This is a genomic window from Agrobacterium sp. T29, assembly GCF_006970545.1.
Taxonomy (GTDB): domain Bacteria; phylum Pseudomonadota; class Alphaproteobacteria; order Rhizobiales; family Rhizobiaceae; genus Agrobacterium; species Agrobacterium leguminum.
Genome location: NZ_CP040641.1, coordinates 2061489 through 2079744 on the forward strand (window position 1 = coordinate 2061489; position 18256 = coordinate 2079744).

At 59.6% G+C, this 18256-nt stretch carries 13 protein-coding genes; 12 read left to right on the forward strand and 1 reads right to left on the reverse strand.

Annotated features, from left to right (window positions below; genetic code table 11):
* Window positions 1-109 precede the first annotated feature (109 nt).
* The 11 genes from FGF54_RS24480 to FGF54_RS24530 all read left to right on the forward strand — a co-directional run bounded on the left by FGF54_RS24480 (window position 110) and on the right by FGF54_RS24530 (window position 15727).
* Window positions 110-1576, forward strand: coding sequence for an alpha-glucosidase/alpha-galactosidase (locus FGF54_RS24480; protein WP_142781468.1), 1467 nt, complete (start codon window positions 110-112; stop codon window positions 1574-1576).
* A gap of 108 nt (window positions 1577-1684) precedes the next feature.
* Window positions 1685-3772, forward strand: coding sequence for an ABC transporter substrate-binding protein (locus FGF54_RS24485; RefSeq protein ID WP_142781469.1), 2088 nt, complete (start codon window positions 1685-1687; stop codon window positions 3770-3772).
* Window positions 3773-4001: 229 nt separating this feature from the next.
* On the forward strand, window positions 4002-5009 hold the full coding sequence (locus tag FGF54_RS24490) for an ABC transporter permease (RefSeq protein WP_142781470.1): 1008 nt from the start codon (window positions 4002-4004) through the stop codon (window positions 5007-5009).
* A gap of 1 nt (window position 5010) precedes the next feature.
* Complete coding sequence (locus tag FGF54_RS24495; protein WP_125146205.1) at window positions 5011-6147, forward strand: ABC transporter permease; 1137 nt, start codon at window positions 5011-5013, stop codon at window positions 6145-6147.
* A gap of 12 nt (window positions 6148-6159) precedes the next feature.
* Window positions 6160-7830 (forward strand): ABC transporter ATP-binding protein, encoded by a 1671-nt coding sequence (locus FGF54_RS24500; protein WP_142781471.1) that lies wholly within the window; start codon window positions 6160-6162, stop codon window positions 7828-7830.
* A gap of 22 nt (window positions 7831-7852) precedes the next feature.
* Window positions 7853-9226 carry an alpha-glucosidase/alpha-galactosidase gene (locus tag FGF54_RS24505; protein WP_137039768.1) on the forward strand — a complete coding sequence of 458 codons (1374 nt, stop codon included), beginning with the start codon at window positions 7853-7855 and terminating at the stop codon, window positions 9224-9226.
* Between the two features lie 439 nt (window positions 9227-9665).
* Window positions 9666-10730 carry an HlyD family secretion protein gene (locus tag FGF54_RS24510; protein ID WP_020811649.1) on the forward strand — a complete coding sequence of 355 codons (1065 nt, stop codon included), beginning with the start codon at window positions 9666-9668 and terminating at the stop codon, window positions 10728-10730.
* A gap of 11 nt (window positions 10731-10741) precedes the next feature.
* On the forward strand, window positions 10742-13510 hold the full coding sequence (gene rbbA, locus FGF54_RS24515) for a ribosome-associated ATPase/putative transporter RbbA (RefSeq protein WP_142781472.1): 2769 nt from the start codon (window positions 10742-10744) through the stop codon (window positions 13508-13510).
* The gene (locus FGF54_RS24520) at window positions 13507-14625 is read left to right on the forward strand and encodes an ABC transporter permease (RefSeq protein ID WP_142781473.1); all 1119 of its coding nucleotides are present in this window, start codon (window positions 13507-13509) and stop codon (window positions 14623-14625) included. Before rbbA ends, FGF54_RS24520 begins: the two co-directional genes overlap by 4 nt.
* A 137-nt stretch (window positions 14626-14762) precedes the next feature.
* Entirely contained in the window at window positions 14763-15365 is a 603-nt protein-coding gene (locus FGF54_RS24525) for a hypothetical protein (protein ID WP_168208234.1), read from the forward strand.
* Between the two features lie 215 nt (window positions 15366-15580).
* Entirely contained in the window at window positions 15581-15727 is a 147-nt protein-coding gene (locus FGF54_RS24530) for a DUF1127 domain-containing protein (RefSeq protein ID WP_003521716.1), read from the forward strand.
* Between the two features lie 433 nt (window positions 15728-16160).
* On the opposite strand, the gene FGF54_RS24535 is transcribed toward FGF54_RS24530, so the two are convergent.
* On the reverse strand, window positions 16161-16604 hold the full coding sequence (locus FGF54_RS24535; RefSeq protein ID WP_059756315.1) for a response regulator: 444 nt from the start codon (window positions 16602-16604) through the stop codon (window positions 16161-16163).
* Between the two features lie 477 nt (window positions 16605-17081).
* On the opposite strand from FGF54_RS24535, the gene ftsZ reads away from it, so the two are divergent.
* Window positions 17082-18044: a cell division protein FtsZ gene (gene ftsZ / locus FGF54_RS24540; RefSeq protein WP_003521714.1), complete on the forward strand. Its 963-nt coding sequence runs from the start codon at window positions 17082-17084 to the stop codon at window positions 18042-18044.
* The last annotated feature ends 212 nt before the right edge of the window (window positions 18045-18256 follow it).

Below are 18256 nucleotides of genomic sequence, written 5' to 3' on the forward strand. Positions count from 1 at the left end.
TTGGAGAGGAAGGCCGGTTTTCCGGGATTCTCACGGGTATTTTTCTGCAGCGCCATTTCATGATCCTTCGGCCCGTTTCACCCGTTCGATTTGCAACAGAGGTGGCGTTATGAGTTTCAAAATCGCTATTATTGGCGCAGGCAGCGTCGGTTTCACGAAAAAACTGTTCACCGATCTTCTGTGTGTGCCGGAGTTTCGCGATATTGAAGTCGCGCTGACGGATATCAGCCAGCACAATCTGGATATGATCAGGGCGATCCTCGAAAAGATCGTCGAGGCCAATGGTTTCCCCGTCAAGGTGACGGCCGATACCGACCGCAGGCGGGCGCTGGAGGGCGCGAAATACATCATCAGCTGCGTGCGGGTCGGCGGTCTGGAAGCCTATGCGGACGATATCCGCATTCCGCTGAAATACGGCATCGACCAGTGCGTGGGCGATACGATCTGCGCCGGCGGCATTCTTTATGGTCAACGCAACATTCCCGTCATTCTGGATTTCTGCAAGGATATCCGTGAAGTCGCCGCGCCGGGTGCGAAATTCCTGAACTACGCTAACCCGATGGCTATGAACACCTGGGCGGCCATCGAATATGGCAAGGTGGATACCGTCGGTCTCTGCCACGGCGTTCAGCACGGCGCGGAGCAGATCGCCGAAATTCTCGGTGCGAAAAGCGTGTCCGAGCTGGATTACATCTGCTCCGGCATCAACCACCAGACATGGTTCGTCGATCTGAGGCTCAACGGTCGCAAGATCGGCAAGGACGAGCTGGTCGCCGCCTTCGAGGCGCATCCGGTCTTCTCGCAGCAGGAGAAGCTGCGCATCGACGTGCTGAAGCGGTTCGGCGTTTATTCAACCGAGAGCAACGGCCATCTGTCCGAATATCTGCCGTGGTATCGCAAGCGGCCGGAGGAAATCGCCCGCTGGATCGATATGTCCGACTGGATTCACGGCGAAACCGGCGGTTATCTCCGCCATTCCACCGAAACGCGCAACTGGTTCGAAACCGAGTTTCCGCAGTTCCTGGCATCCGCCGCCAAGCCCATCGATCCGGCCAGGCGCTCCAACGAACATGCAAGCCATATTCTCGAGGCGCTGGAGACAGGGCGTGTCTATCGCGGTCATTTCAACGTCAAGAACAACGGCGTCATCAGCAATCTGCCAGCCGATGCCATCATCGAATCCCCCGGTTTTGTCGACCGTTTCGGCATCAATATGGTCTCGGGCATAACGCTGCCGGAAGCCTGCGCAGCCACCTGCATGGCCTCCATCAATGTGCAGCGCATGTCTGTCCATGCGGCGGTCAGCGGCGATATCGATCTTCTGAAGCTGGCCGTGCTGCATGATCCGCTGGTCGGCGCCGTCGCCACACCCGAGGAGGTCTGGCAGATGGTGGATGAGATGGTCGTCGCGCAGGCCCGCTGGCTGCCGCAATATGCCGATGCCGTACCGGCGGCGAAGGAGCGGCTTGCGAAATCCAGCGTCAAGACCCGCGACTGGGCCGGTGCCGCCCGCCGCAATGTGCGCTCCATCGAAGAACTGCGCGCCGAAAAATCGGCGCTGAAAAAGGCTGTTTGAAGGAAAAGGCATGGGAACAGGCCGGGCGGCGGAAGGGAGTTCGCCGCCACGGCCAGAACGATCACAGAGGGTGGGCGGTCGAAGAGCTGCCATTTGGGAGGAATGACGATGTTACTTCAACGCAGGATCGGTATCATCTCGGCACTGGGTCTCGGTGTTTCGATGATCGCACTCAATGCGAATGCCTTCGAGACCGCCACGCCGCCGGAGCCGCCGCAATTTCCGGCCGAAGGCAAGATCAATTATGTGGCGCGCGACTCGATCCTCGAATTCAAGGCGCTGCCTGATTACAGCGAGCCTGACTGGGTCAGCGAGAAATTCGAAAAGACCGGCAAGCTGCCGCCCCTGAAAGAGCGCCTGCCGGAAGAACCGCTGGTCTACAAGACCGGCAATATGCCCGACGGTATGGGCGTTTACGGCGATACGATGCGCCATGTCGTGGGCGGCCGGCCCGAGGGCTGGAACTATATTGCCGGCCAGAGCCAGGGCTGGGGCGGCATCGATATCGCCCTTTCCGAATGCCTGACGCGCACCGCACCGCTCTTCCAGGTGGATGCCAAGGATACTGAACCGCTGCCCAATCTCGCCAAAAGCTGGGAATGGTCCGAGGATGGCCACAAGCTGACGATGCATCTCGTCAAGGGCGCCAAATGGTCGGATGGCGAGCCCTTCAACGCCGATGATGTGATGTTCTACTGGGAAGATGCGGTCGTCGATCCCAATGTTTCACCGCTTGGCGGCGGCGCATCGCCCGAGGCTTTCGGTGAGGGAACGACGCTCACGAAGGTTGATGATTATACGGTGGAGTGGACCTTCAAGAGCGCCTTTCCCAAGCAATATCTCTACACCATGGCCTATCCGAGCTTCTGCCCAGGGCCGTCGCATATCCTGAAGCCGCAGCATCCGAAATATTCCAAGAATACCTATAACCAGTTCAAGAACGCTTTCCCGCCGGAATATATGAACATGCCGGTCATGGGGGCATGGGTGCCAGTCGCTTATCGGCCCGATGACATCATCGTGCTCCGGCGCAACCCCTATTACTGGAAGGTCGATGAGAAGGGCCAGCAGCTGCCTTATCTCAACGAGGTCCATTACAAGCTTTCCACCTGGGCCGACCGCGATGTGCAGGCCGTGGCGGGATCGGGCGATTTCTCAAATCTCGAACAGCCGGAGAATTTCGTCGCCTCGCTGAAACGCGCCGCCGACCCCAATGCGCCGGCCCGTCTCGCCTTCGGGCCGCGGCTCATCGGCTATAATCTGCAGATGAATTTTTCCGCCAATGGCTGGGGCAATCCGGATGAGCGCGGGCAGGCCATTCGCGAGCTGAACCGCAACGAGGTGTTCCGCCAGGCCGTCACATCGGCCATCGACCGCAAGGCAGTCGGCGACTCCCTGGTGAAGGGGCCGTTCACGGCAATCTATCCGGGCGGCATTTCGTCTGGCACCAGCTTCTATGACCGCGCCTCCACGGTCTATTACCCTTTCAACCTCGAGGCCGCCAAGGCCGCACTCGCCTCGATCGGCCTGAAAGATACGGATGGCGATGGTTTCCTGAATTTCCCGAAGGAAACACTTGGCGGTCGCAATGTCGAAATTACCCTTCTCGTCAATAACGGCTACGCGACGGACAAGAGCCTCGCGGAAGGTCTTGTCGGCCAGATGGCGAAACTTGGCCTGCGCGTCGTCATCAACAGCCTCGATTCCAACCAGCGCGATGCCGCCCATTATGGCGGGCAGTTCGACTGGCTGGTGCGGCGCAATTCCACCGAGCTTTCGTCCGTGGTGCAGAACACCGAGCAGCTTGCCCCTGTCGGCCCGCGCACCAGCTGGAACCACCGCTCGCCCGAAGGCAAGGAACTCGATCTGATGCCGTTCGAGAAGGAGATGGCCGACATCGTTCGCAAGTTCATCTCCTCGCAGGACAATGCCGAGCGGGCCGAGCTGATGAAGCAATATCAGAAGGTCTATACGCAGAACCTCTATACGATTGGCCTCACGGAATATCCGGGCGCGCTGATCGTCAACAAACGGTTCTCCAACGTACCGCAGGGCACGCCGATCTTCATGTTCAACTGGGCCGAAGATTCCATCATTCGCGAACGCCTTTGGGTCGCAGCGGATAAGCAGGGCAAATACGAACTCTTCCCGCAGCAGCTTCCCGGCAAGCCGGGTGAGGGCGGGCCGATTAACTAAAGCATTTCCAGTAAAAGTGCGTAGCGGTTTTACGTCCGGAAAATGCGTAGAAACAAATAGCTAGCGCATTTCCGGGAAAACTGGACCCCGGTTTTCCGTCCGGAAATGCGCCAGACTTGAAGAACTCCTCCCGGAGAACACCCGGTACCGGTCGCGCGTGAAGCGCGGCCGGAGGCACCCGGCGGACCGTTATCCATCACGGCCCGCCCAAACGGAGGAAAACCGTTCGATGCTGAGATTCTTGACGATACGCATAGGCTCCGCCATTCCGGTGCTGTTGATCCTGAGCGTGGTGACATTCGCCATCATTCAGGCGCCGCCCGGCGATTATGCCGATTACATCCGCTCGCAGCTGATGAACCAGGGCGGCGCGTCCTTCGAACAGGCGGAAGCGCAGGCGCAGGCCTATCGTGTCGAACACGGCCTCGATAAGCCGCTCGTCATTCAATATTTCAACTGGATCGGCGGCATCGTCACCCGCGGCGATTTCGGTTACAGCTTCTATTACAACAAGCCGGTTGCCGATGTGGTTGGCGAACGCCTGCCGCGCACCATTGCGCTGGCGCTGGTCTGCCACATCTTCGCATCCATCCTCGGCATTGCCTTCGGCATCTGGGCGGCCACACGGCAATATTCCTGGGTCGACAACCTGCTCTCCACCGTCGCCTTCCTTGGCATGACGATCCCGCGCTTCCTGATGGCGCTGATCCTCGTCTATCTCATGGTGTTTCATTTCGACGTGTCCGAGATCGGCAGCTTCTTCTCGCCGCAATATGGCGGTGCGCCGTGGTCATGGGGCAAATTCGTCGATCTCGTCAGCCATGTCTGGCCGGTGGTCGCCATCGCCGTCTTCGGTGGGCTCGCCTATAATATGCGGGTGATGCGCGGCAATCTGCTCGATACGCTGAACGCGCAATATGTCGAGACGGCCCGCGCCAAGGGGCTTTCGGAAGGCGCCGTCATCATGCGCCATGCCGTGCCGAATGCCGTGCACCCGCTCGTCATGTATCAGGGCGTGGTGCTGCCCTACATGCTGAGCGGCGAGATCGAAACCGCGATCATCTTCGCGCTGCCGACCGTCGGCCCGGCCATTGTCGGCTCCATGGCGGTGGGCGATGTCTATGTCACCGCGACCTTCATGATGGTGCTGGCCGCCACGCTGATCGTCGGCAACATCATCGCCGACATGCTGCTCGCCATGCTCGACCCACGCGTCCGTGAATTCGGGAGGGCCTGAGATGATGGCGTTTGACGAGATGAAGACCGAAACCGCCACCCCCGCAAAACCCGACCGTTCCGCCCATGGTAACGAGACCTATCTCGCACTGGTCTGGCGGCGTCTCAGACGCTCCTTCACCGGCATGGTCGGGCTGGTGCTGGTGGCGCTGTTGATCCTGATCGCCATCTTTGCGGATTTCTTCGCGCCGATGAACCCGCTCGAAACCCATGGCAGCTTCTCGCCGCCGCAGGTGTTGCGCTTCACCGACAAGGACGGCAATTTCAGCCTTGCACCGCGCGTCTATGCCATCGCTGAAACGGAAGAGCTTGATCCTGTCACCTTCCAACCCATCGTCGGGCCGGATTACGACAATCCCGTCTATCTCGGCTTCTTCGTCAAAGGTGCGGAGTACAGGCTGCTGGGCCTTATCCCGATGAGCCGTCACTTCTTCGGCTCGACCGACGGCCAGCCGGTGCATTTTCTCGGCACCGACAAGTTTGGACGCGACGTGCTCTCGCGCGCCATCTATGGCTCGCGCATCTCGCTTGCCATCGCCTTGAGCGTCGTCGCCATCGTCACCGTCATCGGCACCAGTGTCGGTCTGATATCAGGATATTTCGGTGGGCCGCTGGATGCCTGGGTGCAGCGTTTCGTGGAAGTGGTTCTGGCTTTCCCGCAATTGCCGCTTTACCTCGCGCTGACCTCGCTCATTCCCGTCACCGCACCGACCACCGTATTCCTCGTCTTCGTCGTCGGCGTCATGTCGGCGCTCGGCTGGGCGCAGATGTCGCGCGAGGTGCGCGGCAAGACGCTGGCGCTGGCGCGCATCGATTATGTGCGGGCGGCGATTGCCGTCGGGGCGACCGACCGGCGCATCATTTTCCAGCATATCCTGCCGAATGTGATGAGCCATGTGATCGTCGCCGTGACACTGCATATTCCGAGCGTCGTGCTGCTCGAATCCTTTCTCGGTTTCCTCGGCTTTGCGGTCAAGCCGCCGCTCATCTCCTGGGGGCTGATGCTGCAGGATACGGCGACCTATTCCGTCATCGGTTCCTATCCCTGGATTCTCGCGCCGGTCGGTTTCGTGCTGGTCACAGTCTTCGCCTTCAACGCGCTCGGCGATGGCCTGCGCGATGCCGTCGATCCCTATTGAGAGGAGCGTAACATGGTTGCTGCTGCACAGAACAACACTTACGCGCCCGCCATCCGCTTCGATGCCGATGACCGAAACGACGACGCCATCATCGATGCGCGCAACATCGCCGTGACCTTCAAGGTGGAGCACGGCACGGTGGAGGCGGTGAAGGATATTTCCTTCCAGCTTTACCGGGGCGAGACGATTGCCATCGTTGGCGAATCCGGTTCGGGAAAATCCGTCACGGCCCGCACCATCATGGGGCTTTTGACGAAGCGGGCGTCCGTTTCGAAATCCGCGACCGTGCGTTTCAACGGCGACGACATTCTGAAATTTTCCAGCCGCCAGCGGCGGGCGCTGCGCGGCAACCGCATCTCGATGATCTTTCAGGAGCCGATGAGTTCGCTGAACCCGATTTATACGATCGGCAGCCAGATCGTCGAAGCGATCCGCGTTCATTCGAAACTGAGCCGGAAAGAGGCCGAGGTGAGGGCGCTCGATCTTCTGCGGCAGGTGCAGATACCCGAACCGCAAGCGCGGCTGAAGCAATATCCGCACCAGCTGTCCGGCGGCCAGCGGCAGCGTGTGATGATCGCCATGGCGCTCTCCAACGATCCGGATGTGCTGATCGCCGATGAGCCAACCACTGCGCTCGACGTCACCGTCCAGGCGCAGATCCTCAACCTCATCCGCGACCTTCAGAAGAAGCGCGGCATGGCCGTGGTTCTCATCACCCATGATCTGACGATCGTGAAGCAGTTTTCCGATTACGTTTATGTCATGCAGCATGGCGAAATGCGTGAGCACAACACTACGGAAAAGCTCTTCGAAGCGCCGCAGCACCCCTATACGAAAAAGCTGCTTGCCTCCGAACCGCATGGCACGGCAAAGCCGCTGCCGGTAGATTCCGGCGTGCTGCTGACGGCGAATGGCGTGCGGGTCTCTTTCATGATGCGTTACGGCGGCCTGTTCAAACCGGAACTGAAGGAACTGATCGCCGTCGACAGTCTGGGCCTCACCCTCAACAGGCACGAGACGCTTGGGCTCGTTGGTGAATCCGGTTCCGGCAAGACGACATTCGGCCAATCCCTGCTGCGGCTGAACGAGCCGGTGGCCGGGGAGGTGATCTTTGACGGGGAGAGGGTCGATGGCCGCTCCCGCGCGCAAATGCGGCCCCTGCGTTCACGTATGCAGATCGTCTTTCAGGATCCTTTCGCCTCGCTCAATCCACGCATGACCATCGGCCAGATCATCGAGGCAGGGCTTGTCATCAACGGCCTTGGCCGGACCAGGGCCGAAAGGCTGGACCGGGTGCGCGACGCGCTGGAGGCAGCGGGCATGCCCGGCAACATCCTCTCGCGTTTCCCGCACGAGTTTTCCGGCGGCCAGCGCCAGCGCATCGCCATTGCCCGGGCAGTGGTGCTGGAGCCGGAATTCATCCTTCTTGATGAGCCGACCTCGGCGCTCGATCTTTCCGTGCAGGCGCAGATCATCGACCTGCTCCGCAAGCTGCAGGATGAGCGGGGCCTGAGCTACCTGTTCATCTCGCACGACCTGAAAGTGGTCCGCGCGCTCTGCCACCGCGTCATCGTCATGCAGCGCGGCAGGATCGTCGAGCAGGGGCCTGTCGAGGACGTGCTGACCAATCCGAAAACCGAATATACCCAGCGGCTTGTACGGGCCGCCTTCGAAATCGCTTGAATTCCCAATGCTGGAGGTAGATATGGCAAGAGATCCCAAGATCACATTCATCGGCGCAGGCTCCACGGTGTTCATGAAGAACATCATTGGCGACGTGCTGCAGCGTCCGGCCCTTTCGGGGGCCACCATCGCGCTGATGGATATCAATCGCGAGAGGCTGGAAGAAAGCGCCATCGTCGTCAACAAGCTGATTTCGACGCTTGGCGCAAAGGCGAAAGCCGAAACTTATACGGACCAGAAAAAGGCGCTTGCCGGTGCGGATTTCGTTGTCGTGGCCTTCCAGATCGGCGGTTATGAGCCCTGCACGGTCACCGATTTCGAGGTGCCGCGCAAATACGGACTGCGCCAGACCATTGCCGATACGCTCGGCGTCGGCGGCATCATGCGCGGCCTTCGCACCGTGCCGCATCTGTGGAAGATTTGCGAGGACATGCTGGCCGTCTGCCCCAACGCCATCATGCTGCAATATGTGAACCCGATGGCGATCAACACCTGGGCGATTGCGGAGAAATATCCGACGATCCGCCAGGTTGGCCTTTGCCATTCGGTGCAGGGCACGGCCATGGAACTCGCCCACGATCTCGATATTCCCTATGAGGAAATCCGTTACCGTTCGGCCGGCATCAACCACATGGCGTTTTTCCTCGAATTCGAGCACCGCCAGCCGGATGGCAGCTACAAGAACCTTTATCCCGACCTCGTGCGCGGCTACCGCGAAGGCCGTGCGCCAAAGCCTGGCTGGAACCCGCGTTGCCCCAACAAGGTGCGTTACGAGATGCTGACGCGGCTTGGTTATTTCGTCACCGAAAGTTCCGAGCATTTCGCCGAATATACGCCCTATTTCATCAAGGAAGGGCGCGAGGATTTGATCGAGAAATTCGGCATCCCGCTTGATGAATATCCGAAGCGCTGCATCGAGCAGATCGAACGCTGGAAGGGGCAGGCGGCGGCCTATCGCTCAGCCGAGAAGATCGAGGTCAAGCAGTCAAAGGAATATGCCTCTTCGATCATCAACTCGGTCTGGACCGGCGAACCTTCGGTTATTTACGGCAACCAGCGCAACAATGGCTGCATCACCTCGCTGCCGGCCAATTGTGCGGCGGAAGTGCCCTGCCTTGTCGACCATAACGGCGTGCAGCCCACCTATATCGGCGAGTTGCCGCCGCAGCTCACCGCGCTGATGCGCACCAACATCAATGTGCAGGAACTGACGGTGCGGGCGCTGATGACCGAAAACCGCGAGCACATCTTCCACGCGGCGATGATGGACCCGCATACGGCAGCGGAATTGGATCTCGACCAGATATGGTCGCTGGTGGACGATCTGCTGCTGGCCCATCGCGACTGGTTGCCGGAATGGACGCAGGTAGAGGTGAAGCGGGCGCGGGCGGTGTAAGGCGCGGTTGCTGCGACAAAATACGAAGGTACAGGCCCTCTCCTCCGTCATGCCGGACTTGATCCGGCATCCAGCCACGGCGTCTGCGTCATGAGAGGACTCTTCCGCGATCAAGGACTTGATCGCGCTGGACCCCGGATCAAGTCCGGGGTGACGGGGGGCGGATGATGCGGCTTTGCCAAACGAGGCCGTTTCATAGGGCTTTGCAACCCCTGAGGCCTGCCATCATCAGCCGGTTTAGGCGTCTGTCCGAAACCCTCAAAGCATTTGACTTGTGTCAAGGCTACAAAACACCTTGACGTCTAGACATCACCTGAACCCGATCTATCCCCTCTTAAATAGGAGAAATGTCGGGTGCGAATACTAAACGCAATGGTGGCTGGCTTCTTCGGTTTCATCGTATTAGGGTTGAAATTCGAAGGGTTCATGGGGAAGACGGATGTCTAAAAAAGGCTTGCTCGTTGGTCTGGTGATTCTGGTTATTGCCGGTGTCGCCTATTTCTCCTGGTCAAAGCTGAAGGGTGAGGGCCTTCCCGCCGGATTTGTGGCCAGCAACGGCCGGATCGAGGCCGTCGAGATCGACATTTCCACCAAGACCGCCGGTCGCCTTCAGGACATCATGGTGCGTGAAGGCGATTTCGTGAAGGCCGGGCAGGTGCTTGCCCAGATGGATACGGCGCAACTGGAGGCGAGGAAGCGTCAGGCGGAAGCACAGTTTCGCCGCGCGAAAATAGCGATCGATACGGCCCACAGCCTTGTCGCCCAACGGGAGGCCGAAAAGACCTCGGCGCTGGCGGTGGTGGAACAGCGCAAGGCCCAGCTCGATTCCGCCTCCAAGACCTATGCGCGCTCGAAACAGCTGCTGACCGGCAACGCCGTCTCGCAGCAGATCGTCGATGATAGTGAGGCCGCCGAGCAGTCCGCCCGCGCCACGCTCGCCTCCGCTGAGGCCTCGCTTGCCGCCTCCGATGCCGCAATCAACGCCGCCAAGGCGCAGATCGTTGATGCCGAGGCGGCGGTGGATGCCGCGCAGGCCGATATTGAAAGCATCGAGACTGATATCGCCGATGCGACGCTGAAATCGCCCCGCGACGGCCGCGTGCAATATCGGATCGCTCAGCCCGGAGAGGTGCTGTCCGCCGGCGGACGGGTTCTGAACCTGGTCGATCTCGGCGATGTCTATATGACGTTCTTCCTGCCGACGGCCGAGGCTGGCCGCACGTCCATGGGCTCGGACGTTCGCCTGATACTGGATGCCGCCCCGCAATATACCATCCCCGCCAAGGTTTCCTTCGTCGCCGATGTCGCGCAGTTCACGCCGAAAACGGTGGAGACCGAAGAAGAACGCCAGAAGCTGACATTCCGGGTGAGGGCGCAAATCCCGCAGGAGCTGCTGCAGAAATATATCCAATATGTCAAAACCGGGCTGCCCGGCATGGCCTATGTCCGGCTTGATCCGCAGGCCGCCTGGCCGGAAAACCTCGAACGCAATCTCGTCAAGTGACGGTGGCCACCATGGTCGCGTCTCCCGCAACGAATGACAGGCATGCACCGGTCGCGCGATTGGCCGATGTGCGGTTGACCTTCGGAAGCACCATTGCGCTGGCCGACATATCGGTCGAGATCCCCGCCGGGCGGATGATCGGGCTTATCGGGCCGGACGGCGTCGGCAAATCGAGCCTGTTGTCGCTCGTCTCCGGCGCGCGCGCCATCCAGGAAGGCAGGGTGGAGGTTCTGGATGGCGACATGTCCGATCCGCGCCACCGCGAGGATACCTGCCCGCGTATCGCCTATATGCCGCAGGGTCTCGGCAAAAACCTTTATCCCACCCTGTCCGTCTTCGAGAATATCGATTTTTTCGGGCGGCTGTTCGGGCAGGGCGGCAGGGAGCGGCAGGCGCGCATTGCCGAGCTGCTGAAAAGTACCGGGCTCGAGCCCTTCGCCGACCGCCCCGCGATGAAGCTTTCCGGCGGCATGAAGCAGAAGCTGGGGCTTTGCTGCGCGCTGATCCACGATCCCGACCTGCTCATTCTCGATGAGCCGACCACGGGCGTCGACCCGTTGTCGAGGCGGCAATTCTGGGAACTGATCGATTCCATCCGCGCCGGGCGTCCGGGCATGAGCGTCATCGTTGCCACGGCCTATATGGAAGAGGCCGCCGGTTTCGACTGGCTGGTCGCCATGGATGGCGGCGAGATTTTAGCCACTGGCTCGCCTGCCGAACTTCTTGAGCGCACCTCCGCACCCAATCTCGATGCCGCCTTCATCGCGCTCCTTCCAGAAGAAAAGCGCAAGGGTTACCACGAAGTCCATATCGCGCCGCGCAAGGTGGCGGGTGAGGGCGATTATGCCATCGAGGCGTCGCATCTCAGCATGCGCTTCGGCGATTTTACCGCCGTCGACAATGTCAGCTTCAAGATTCCGCGCGGCGAAATTTTCGGCTTTCTCGGCTCGAACGGTTGCGGAAAATCCACCACCATGAAGATGCTGACGGGGCTTCTGGCCGCCAGCGAAGGCGAGGCGAAGCTTTTCGGGCACAAGGTGGATGCCAGCGACATGGCGATCCGTCACCGCGTCGGCTATATGAGCCAGGCCTTCTCGCTCTATTCCGAACTGACGGTGCGGCAGAACCTCGATCTTCACGCACGGCTGTTCAAGCTGCCGGAAGAGACCATTCAGCCGCGTATCGCCGAAATGGCCGAGCGTTTCGATCTCGGTGCGGTCATGGAAACCCTGCCGGACGACCTGCCGCTCGGCATCCGGCAGAGGCTGTCGCTGGCGGTGGCGATGATCCATTCGCCTGATATTCTCATCCTCGATGAACCGACCTCCGGCGTCGACCCGGTGGCGCGGGACGGGTTCTGGCAAATCCTCGCCGATCTCTCCCGCAACGACAATGTCACCATCTTCATCTCCACCCATTTCATGAACGAGGCGGAGCGCTGCGACCGGATTTCGCTGATGCATGCCGGCAAGGTGCTGATCAGCGATACGCCTGACGCGATTACCAAGAGCCGAAATGCCGCAACGCTCGAAGAGGCTTTTGTCGCCTATCTCGAAGATGCTTCCGGCGTGAAAAAGGCGGAGCCCGCGGCAGCACCCGTCGCGGCAGCGCAGGTGTCGGCGACGCAACATGCTGCACCCAATCGTAAGAGGTTTTTCGATTTCAGGCGCATGTTCAGCTATACCCGCCGCGAGGCGCTGGAACTGCAGCGGGATCCCATTCGCGGCACGCTGGCGGTGCTCGGCAGCGTCATCCTGATGTTCGTCATCGGTTACGGTATCAATCTCGATGTCGAGGACCTGACCTTCGCGGTGCTGGACCGTGACGATTCCACCATCAGCCGCGATTACGTGCTCGACATTGCCGGCTCCCGTTATTTCATCGAGAAGGAACCGATCCGCGATTATGCCGATATGGACCGGCGGATGCGCGACGGGGAACTCAGCCTTGCGATTGAAATTCCCCCCGGTTTCGGCCGCGACGTGTTGCGCGGCAAGACGGTGGAGGTGGGCGCCTGGATCGACGGCGCCATGCCGCAGCGGGCGGAAACCGTTCGCGGATACGTGCAGGGCATGCACCAGACATGGCTGGCGCGCAAGGCCGCCGAGATATATGGCGGCGCGGCGACGCAAAGCAGCTTCAGCATCGAAACGCGCTATCGATACAATCCGGACGTCAAGAGCCTTGTCGCCATGGTGCCGGCGGTTATTCCGCTGTTGCTCATGCTCATTCCCGCCATGCTGGCGGCGCTCAGCGTCGTCAGGGAAAAGGAACTCGGCTCCATCGTCAATCTTTACGTGACGCCGACCACACGGCTGGAATTCCTGATCGGCAAGCAGCTTCCTTATATCGCCCTCGGCATGCTCAATTTCCTGCTTCTGACGGCCTTCGCCATCTTCATCTTCCAGGTGCCCTTCACCGGAAGTTATCTCGCCTATGCGACGGGAGCGCTGCTCTATGTCATCATCGCCACCTCCATCGGCCTTCTCATGTCGTCCTTCATGAAGAGCCAGATCGCGGCGATCTTCGGCACGGCTTTGCTGACGCTCATTCCGGCAACGCAATATTCGGGGATGATCGATCCCGTTTCGTCGCTGCAGGGGGCGGGCGCCTTTATCGGCAACATCTATCCCGCCACCTATTTCATGACCATTTCGCGCGGCACCTTCTCCAAGGGGCTGGATTTCGCCGGGCTCTCCGGCTCGTTCCTGCCGCTCCTCATCGCTATTCCGCTGCTTCTCATTGCCGGCGCCGCACTTTTGAGGAAACAGGCGTCATGAAGCTGTTTTCGTCCAACATCTTCCAGCTCGGCATCAAGGAACTGCGCGGCCTTGCGCGCGACGGCATGTTGCTGCTGCTCATCGTCTACGCCTTCACGCTGCAAATCTACACCGGCTCCAGCGCGCTGCCGGAGACGCTGAACAATGCCGCCATCGCCATTGTCGACGAGGATCAGTCGCCGCTTTCCGGGCGCATCAGCACGGCTTTTTATCCGCCTTACTTCTCCCCGCCGAAGCAGATTTCCATTGCGGAAATGGACAAGCGCATGGATGCGGGCCTCGATACCTTCGCGCTTAACATCCCGCCGGATTTCCAGCGCCGGCTGATGGCCGGGCAGCAACCCGCTATCCAGCTCAATATCGACGCCACCCGCATGAGCCAGGCTTTCAGTGGCGGCGGTTATGTGCAGAACATCGTAACGAGCGAAGTTCAGGAATATATCAACCGCTATCGCGGTGCGACGTCGGTGCCGGTGGACCTGACGCTACGCTCCCGTTTCAACCCGGAACTGGACAAGTCGTGGTTCGGGTCGATCAACAACATCATCACTGCCATCACCATGCTGTCGATCGTGCTGACGGGGGCGGCGCTCATTCGCGAGCGCGAGCATGGCACAGTGGAGCATCTGCTGGTCATGCCGGTCACGCCGCTGGAAATCATGCTCAGCAAGGTCTGGTCCATGGGCCTTGTCGTGCTGGTGGCCTCGGCATTTTCCCTGTTCGTCGTCGTCAGGGGCCTGCTCGCCATTCCAATCGAAGGCTCGCTCTTGCTCTTCCTGCTCGGCACCGCCTTGCAGCTCTTCGCCATGACGTCGATGGGTATCTTCCTTGCGACCGTCGCAGGCTCCATGCCGCAATTCGGCATGCTGCTGATCCTGTTCCTGCTGCCGTTGCAGGTGCTCTCCGGCGCCATGACGCCGCGTGAAAGCATGCCTGATATCATCCAGTACATCATGCTTCTCGCACCCAACACCCATTTCGTCATACTGGCGCAATCGGTGCTTTTCAGGGGGGCGGGGCTGGATGTGGTCTGGCCGCAATTGCTGGCGCTGCTGGCCATCGGCTCCGCGCTTTTCGTTTTCGCGCTTCGCCGTTTCAGGCGGTTCCTGCGCTGACGGCAGCGGGATCGTGCGCTTATTTCGCCCATCTCCGCGCAAGTTGAATTAATTGTGTTCGGTAACGGTATGTTCGCCTTCCGGGAATATGCCTATGAGGACGGCTGGGTAAGCGGGCTTTGTTCAGGAGTAGCAAAATGAATATTGCAGCACGTCTGTCACTGGCAGCCATGATCGCACTGGCGGCAACGCCATCTCTCGCGTCAGAAGATATGACATCGGAGACGAGCGAAGCGATATTCGGTTTCGGCGGCGCCCTGACGAAAGAGGATATGCTGAAAAGTGCGGCCCTCATTCCGGTGGAATATGAGCGCAACGCCATTCTGGGCGGCGGCTATCAGTTCTATCCCTACCATATCGGCAATCTGAAACTCGGTGGCGAAATCGGCGTCGCCGCCAGGTTCGGCAAGGGCTTTACGGGTGAAGTATGGGCGGGTCCGGTTGCACGTTACGAGCAGATCAGGCTCGGAGAGCGGCTGTTCATCACGCCGAGCTTCACGGCAGGCCTCAGCCTTGTGACGGATGCGCAGCCCGGCCGCGAGCGGGAACAGGAAATCAAGGACAACGGTAACGCGAATGTCCTGTTTTATCTCGGGCCTGAGATCAATGTGTCCTTCAGCGAGGATTCCTCGACGGAATTCTTCTGGCGGCTTCACCACCGCTCCGGCGGCGGCAAGACGCTGGGCAATATGAAAGGCGCGACAAACGCCAATGTCTTTGGTGTCCGCTACAAATTCTAGGCTGCTGGACGGGGTCTGGTTCAGTAGGCTGCCAAAATTTCAGCTGCCTTTCTCATTTTCGCAGGTCGCAGATTGGAACCCGTGCACACAGCGCATGGGTGGATTGCCTTATTCTGCCTGTTAATTCGTCATCGAAAAGCGCATATAGGGGGCATCAAAGGACGCCGGAACGAAAACGTTACTGACGTCACCTAAACCTCAGAAAGGGTAATGTCATGAACGTAGCACGCAGCTTCAATAACTGGCGCAAATATCGTCAGACCATCAACGAACTCGGCCGTATGAGCACCCGTGAACTGCACGATCTCGGTATCGATCGTAGCCAGATCACCAGCGTTGCCCGCGCCGCCGTTGGCAGGTAATCAAGGCGATATCGCCTCTTTTGAATGCCCAAACGCCCGCTCAGCGGGCGTTTTTGTTTTGGGGATATGGGACGCTTCTACCGCGAATATCCGCCAGATAATCCGGCGATGTGGAAGTCCGAGCCGAAAGGTGGGGTTTTCTCGACGTCAGGCGATAAATATCGCCATGCATTGAATGCATATCTGTGCTGCAAGCTTATGCCTGTCAAATGCGCAGAAAAATGCTATCTTCCAATCATCGAAAGGGATGTACCTCCTCCCACATCCTTTTGGTAAAGCGGGTGATCCTACTCCTCCTCCCAAAGGATTGCCCCGGGGACAGCGGTTTTCCTCCTCCCATATCGCTGTTCATCTTTTCAAAAAGCCTGCCGCACCTCCTCCCGCGGCAGGCTTTTTTGTTTTCAGCGTCTTTCCTTTGTCTTCAGGAAATATCTTAGTCGAAAGCCATCATGCCGATGGGCGTCACGGCATGGGTGCCTGCACGTTTGGCAAGGGCGTAGGCGAGGCACTGTTCCACGGCATCCTGCGGCACGGGCTTGGCGATCACGCCGGCGCCGATGCCGAGATTGACGACGACTTCGGGGTTTGCTGTCATGAAGATCACCACCACGCCATGATCTTCGGAAAGCCGCCGTCCTATCTCCGGACCGGTCTGTCCGTCGGCAAGGTTGACGTCGACAAAGGCGATATCGGCGCGGCTGCCAAGCGCCACGGCGTCTTCCAGCCGGTTGGCGATGCCGATGACATCCGCCTCTTCTTCCGCCTGCAAAATGGAATCCTCTATATCCATGGCGATGAGGAATTCGTCTTCCACGATCAGCACACGCGGCTGTTCCGTGCGGAAACCCGGTTCGTTTTGCAAGACGTCTGCCAACATATGCCTGCCTCCATTCTGTGTTTCAGAGCATCGGATTGAAAACTGTAGCGCGGCTGCGGATCATCCGAGGCTTCAACTAAACCCGCAGCGGCGGGACCGGTTCCGTTTTATTTCCCGCCGCTCCAGCGCGGTCGGCATGCAAACACTTCTCGGCGCAACTCGTTCCAAAGTGAGATAAACATAGTGAATGGAGTGTAAACGGCGTGCCTTTTCGGCTATCACCTTTCAAGAGCGAAGCAGTTGATTCGGTTCGGTTTTCATCCGGGGAAGGGGTCGGAGAACGTCGCCGTGGAGCATCTTTCGCCCCCTGGAACACCGTTCTTTCGCCATTATGGGGTGAAAGGCCGGCATGAAAATTCAAAGCGTTACAGCCTCTTTCCCCTATCGGGGAGGAAGCGCTGGAACCTTGCCGATCATTCGCGTGCCGCAGTCAAAAAACGGCGCGGGACCCTATGAGTTTAGAAAGAGAATAAGACGATGACCCAGTCTCCGCGCGCCACCATTGCCCGCAACACGCCCAATATCGCCGTCGTCGGCGTCGGTGGCGGTGGCGGCAACGCGATCAACAACATGATTGCCGAGGGCATCGGCGGCGTCGATTTCATCGCCGCCAATACGGACGCGCAGGCGCTGAAGAAGACCAATGCGCCGCGGCTCGTGCAGCTCAGCTCCGAGCTGACCGGCGGGCTTGGCGCGGGTGCCGATCCCGAGGTTGGCCGGCAGGCGGCGATTGATTCCCTCGACGAGATCATGGATCACCTGAGCGGTTATGACATGTGTTTCATCACCGCCGGCATGGGCGGCGGCACCGGCACGGGCGCTGCTCCCGTCATCGCCGAAGCCTGCCGGGCGAAGAACATCCTGACCGTCGGTGTCGTGACACTTCCCTTCAGTTTCGAGGGCGCGCGCCGCATGCGGGCTGCCGAATATGGCTTTGCCAACCTGCTCAACACGGCCGATACCGTCATCGTCATCCCCAACCAGAACCTGCTGCGCATTGCCGATGCCGGCACGACCTTCGAAAATGCGCTGAAAACGGCCGACAAGGTCCTGTCGCTTGGCGTGCGCTGCATCACCGATCTCATCCTGCGCGAAGGCCTGGTCAATCTCGATTTCGCCGATGTACGCTATGTCATGAAGAATGGCGGCCGGGCGCTGATGGGCACGGCGCAGGCCAAGGGCGAAAAACGCGCCTCGGAAGCGGCGGCCGCAGCCATCGCCAACCCGCTGCTCGGCGAACCGTCGCTGAAAGAAGCGCGCGGCGCTCTCGTTTCCATTTCCGGCGGCAACGATCTGACGCTTTACGAGATTGACGAGGCAATGACGCTGGTGCGCGAGGCGGTCAGCGAGGAAACCGATGTGGTGATGGGCGCTTCTTTCGACCCGACGCTGGACGGCGCTTTCAAGATTTCCGTCGTGGCCACCGGCCTGCGCAACTGATGCTGGCTTGAGGCGCGGCGTGCTCCTCAATCCCTGGTTAAATCGCCTTCTTTAGTCGGCGATGCTCTATAAATAGCGTCCACGCCACAAACTGAACGATCAAAAGCCGTCGCGGGCAATTTTCGCGACGGCTTTTTGTTGTTTTTGAACAATTATTCCGCCATTCGAAGAGGCTGCGGCGCTGCGCGGCGTTGATCGGGAAAAAATATAAT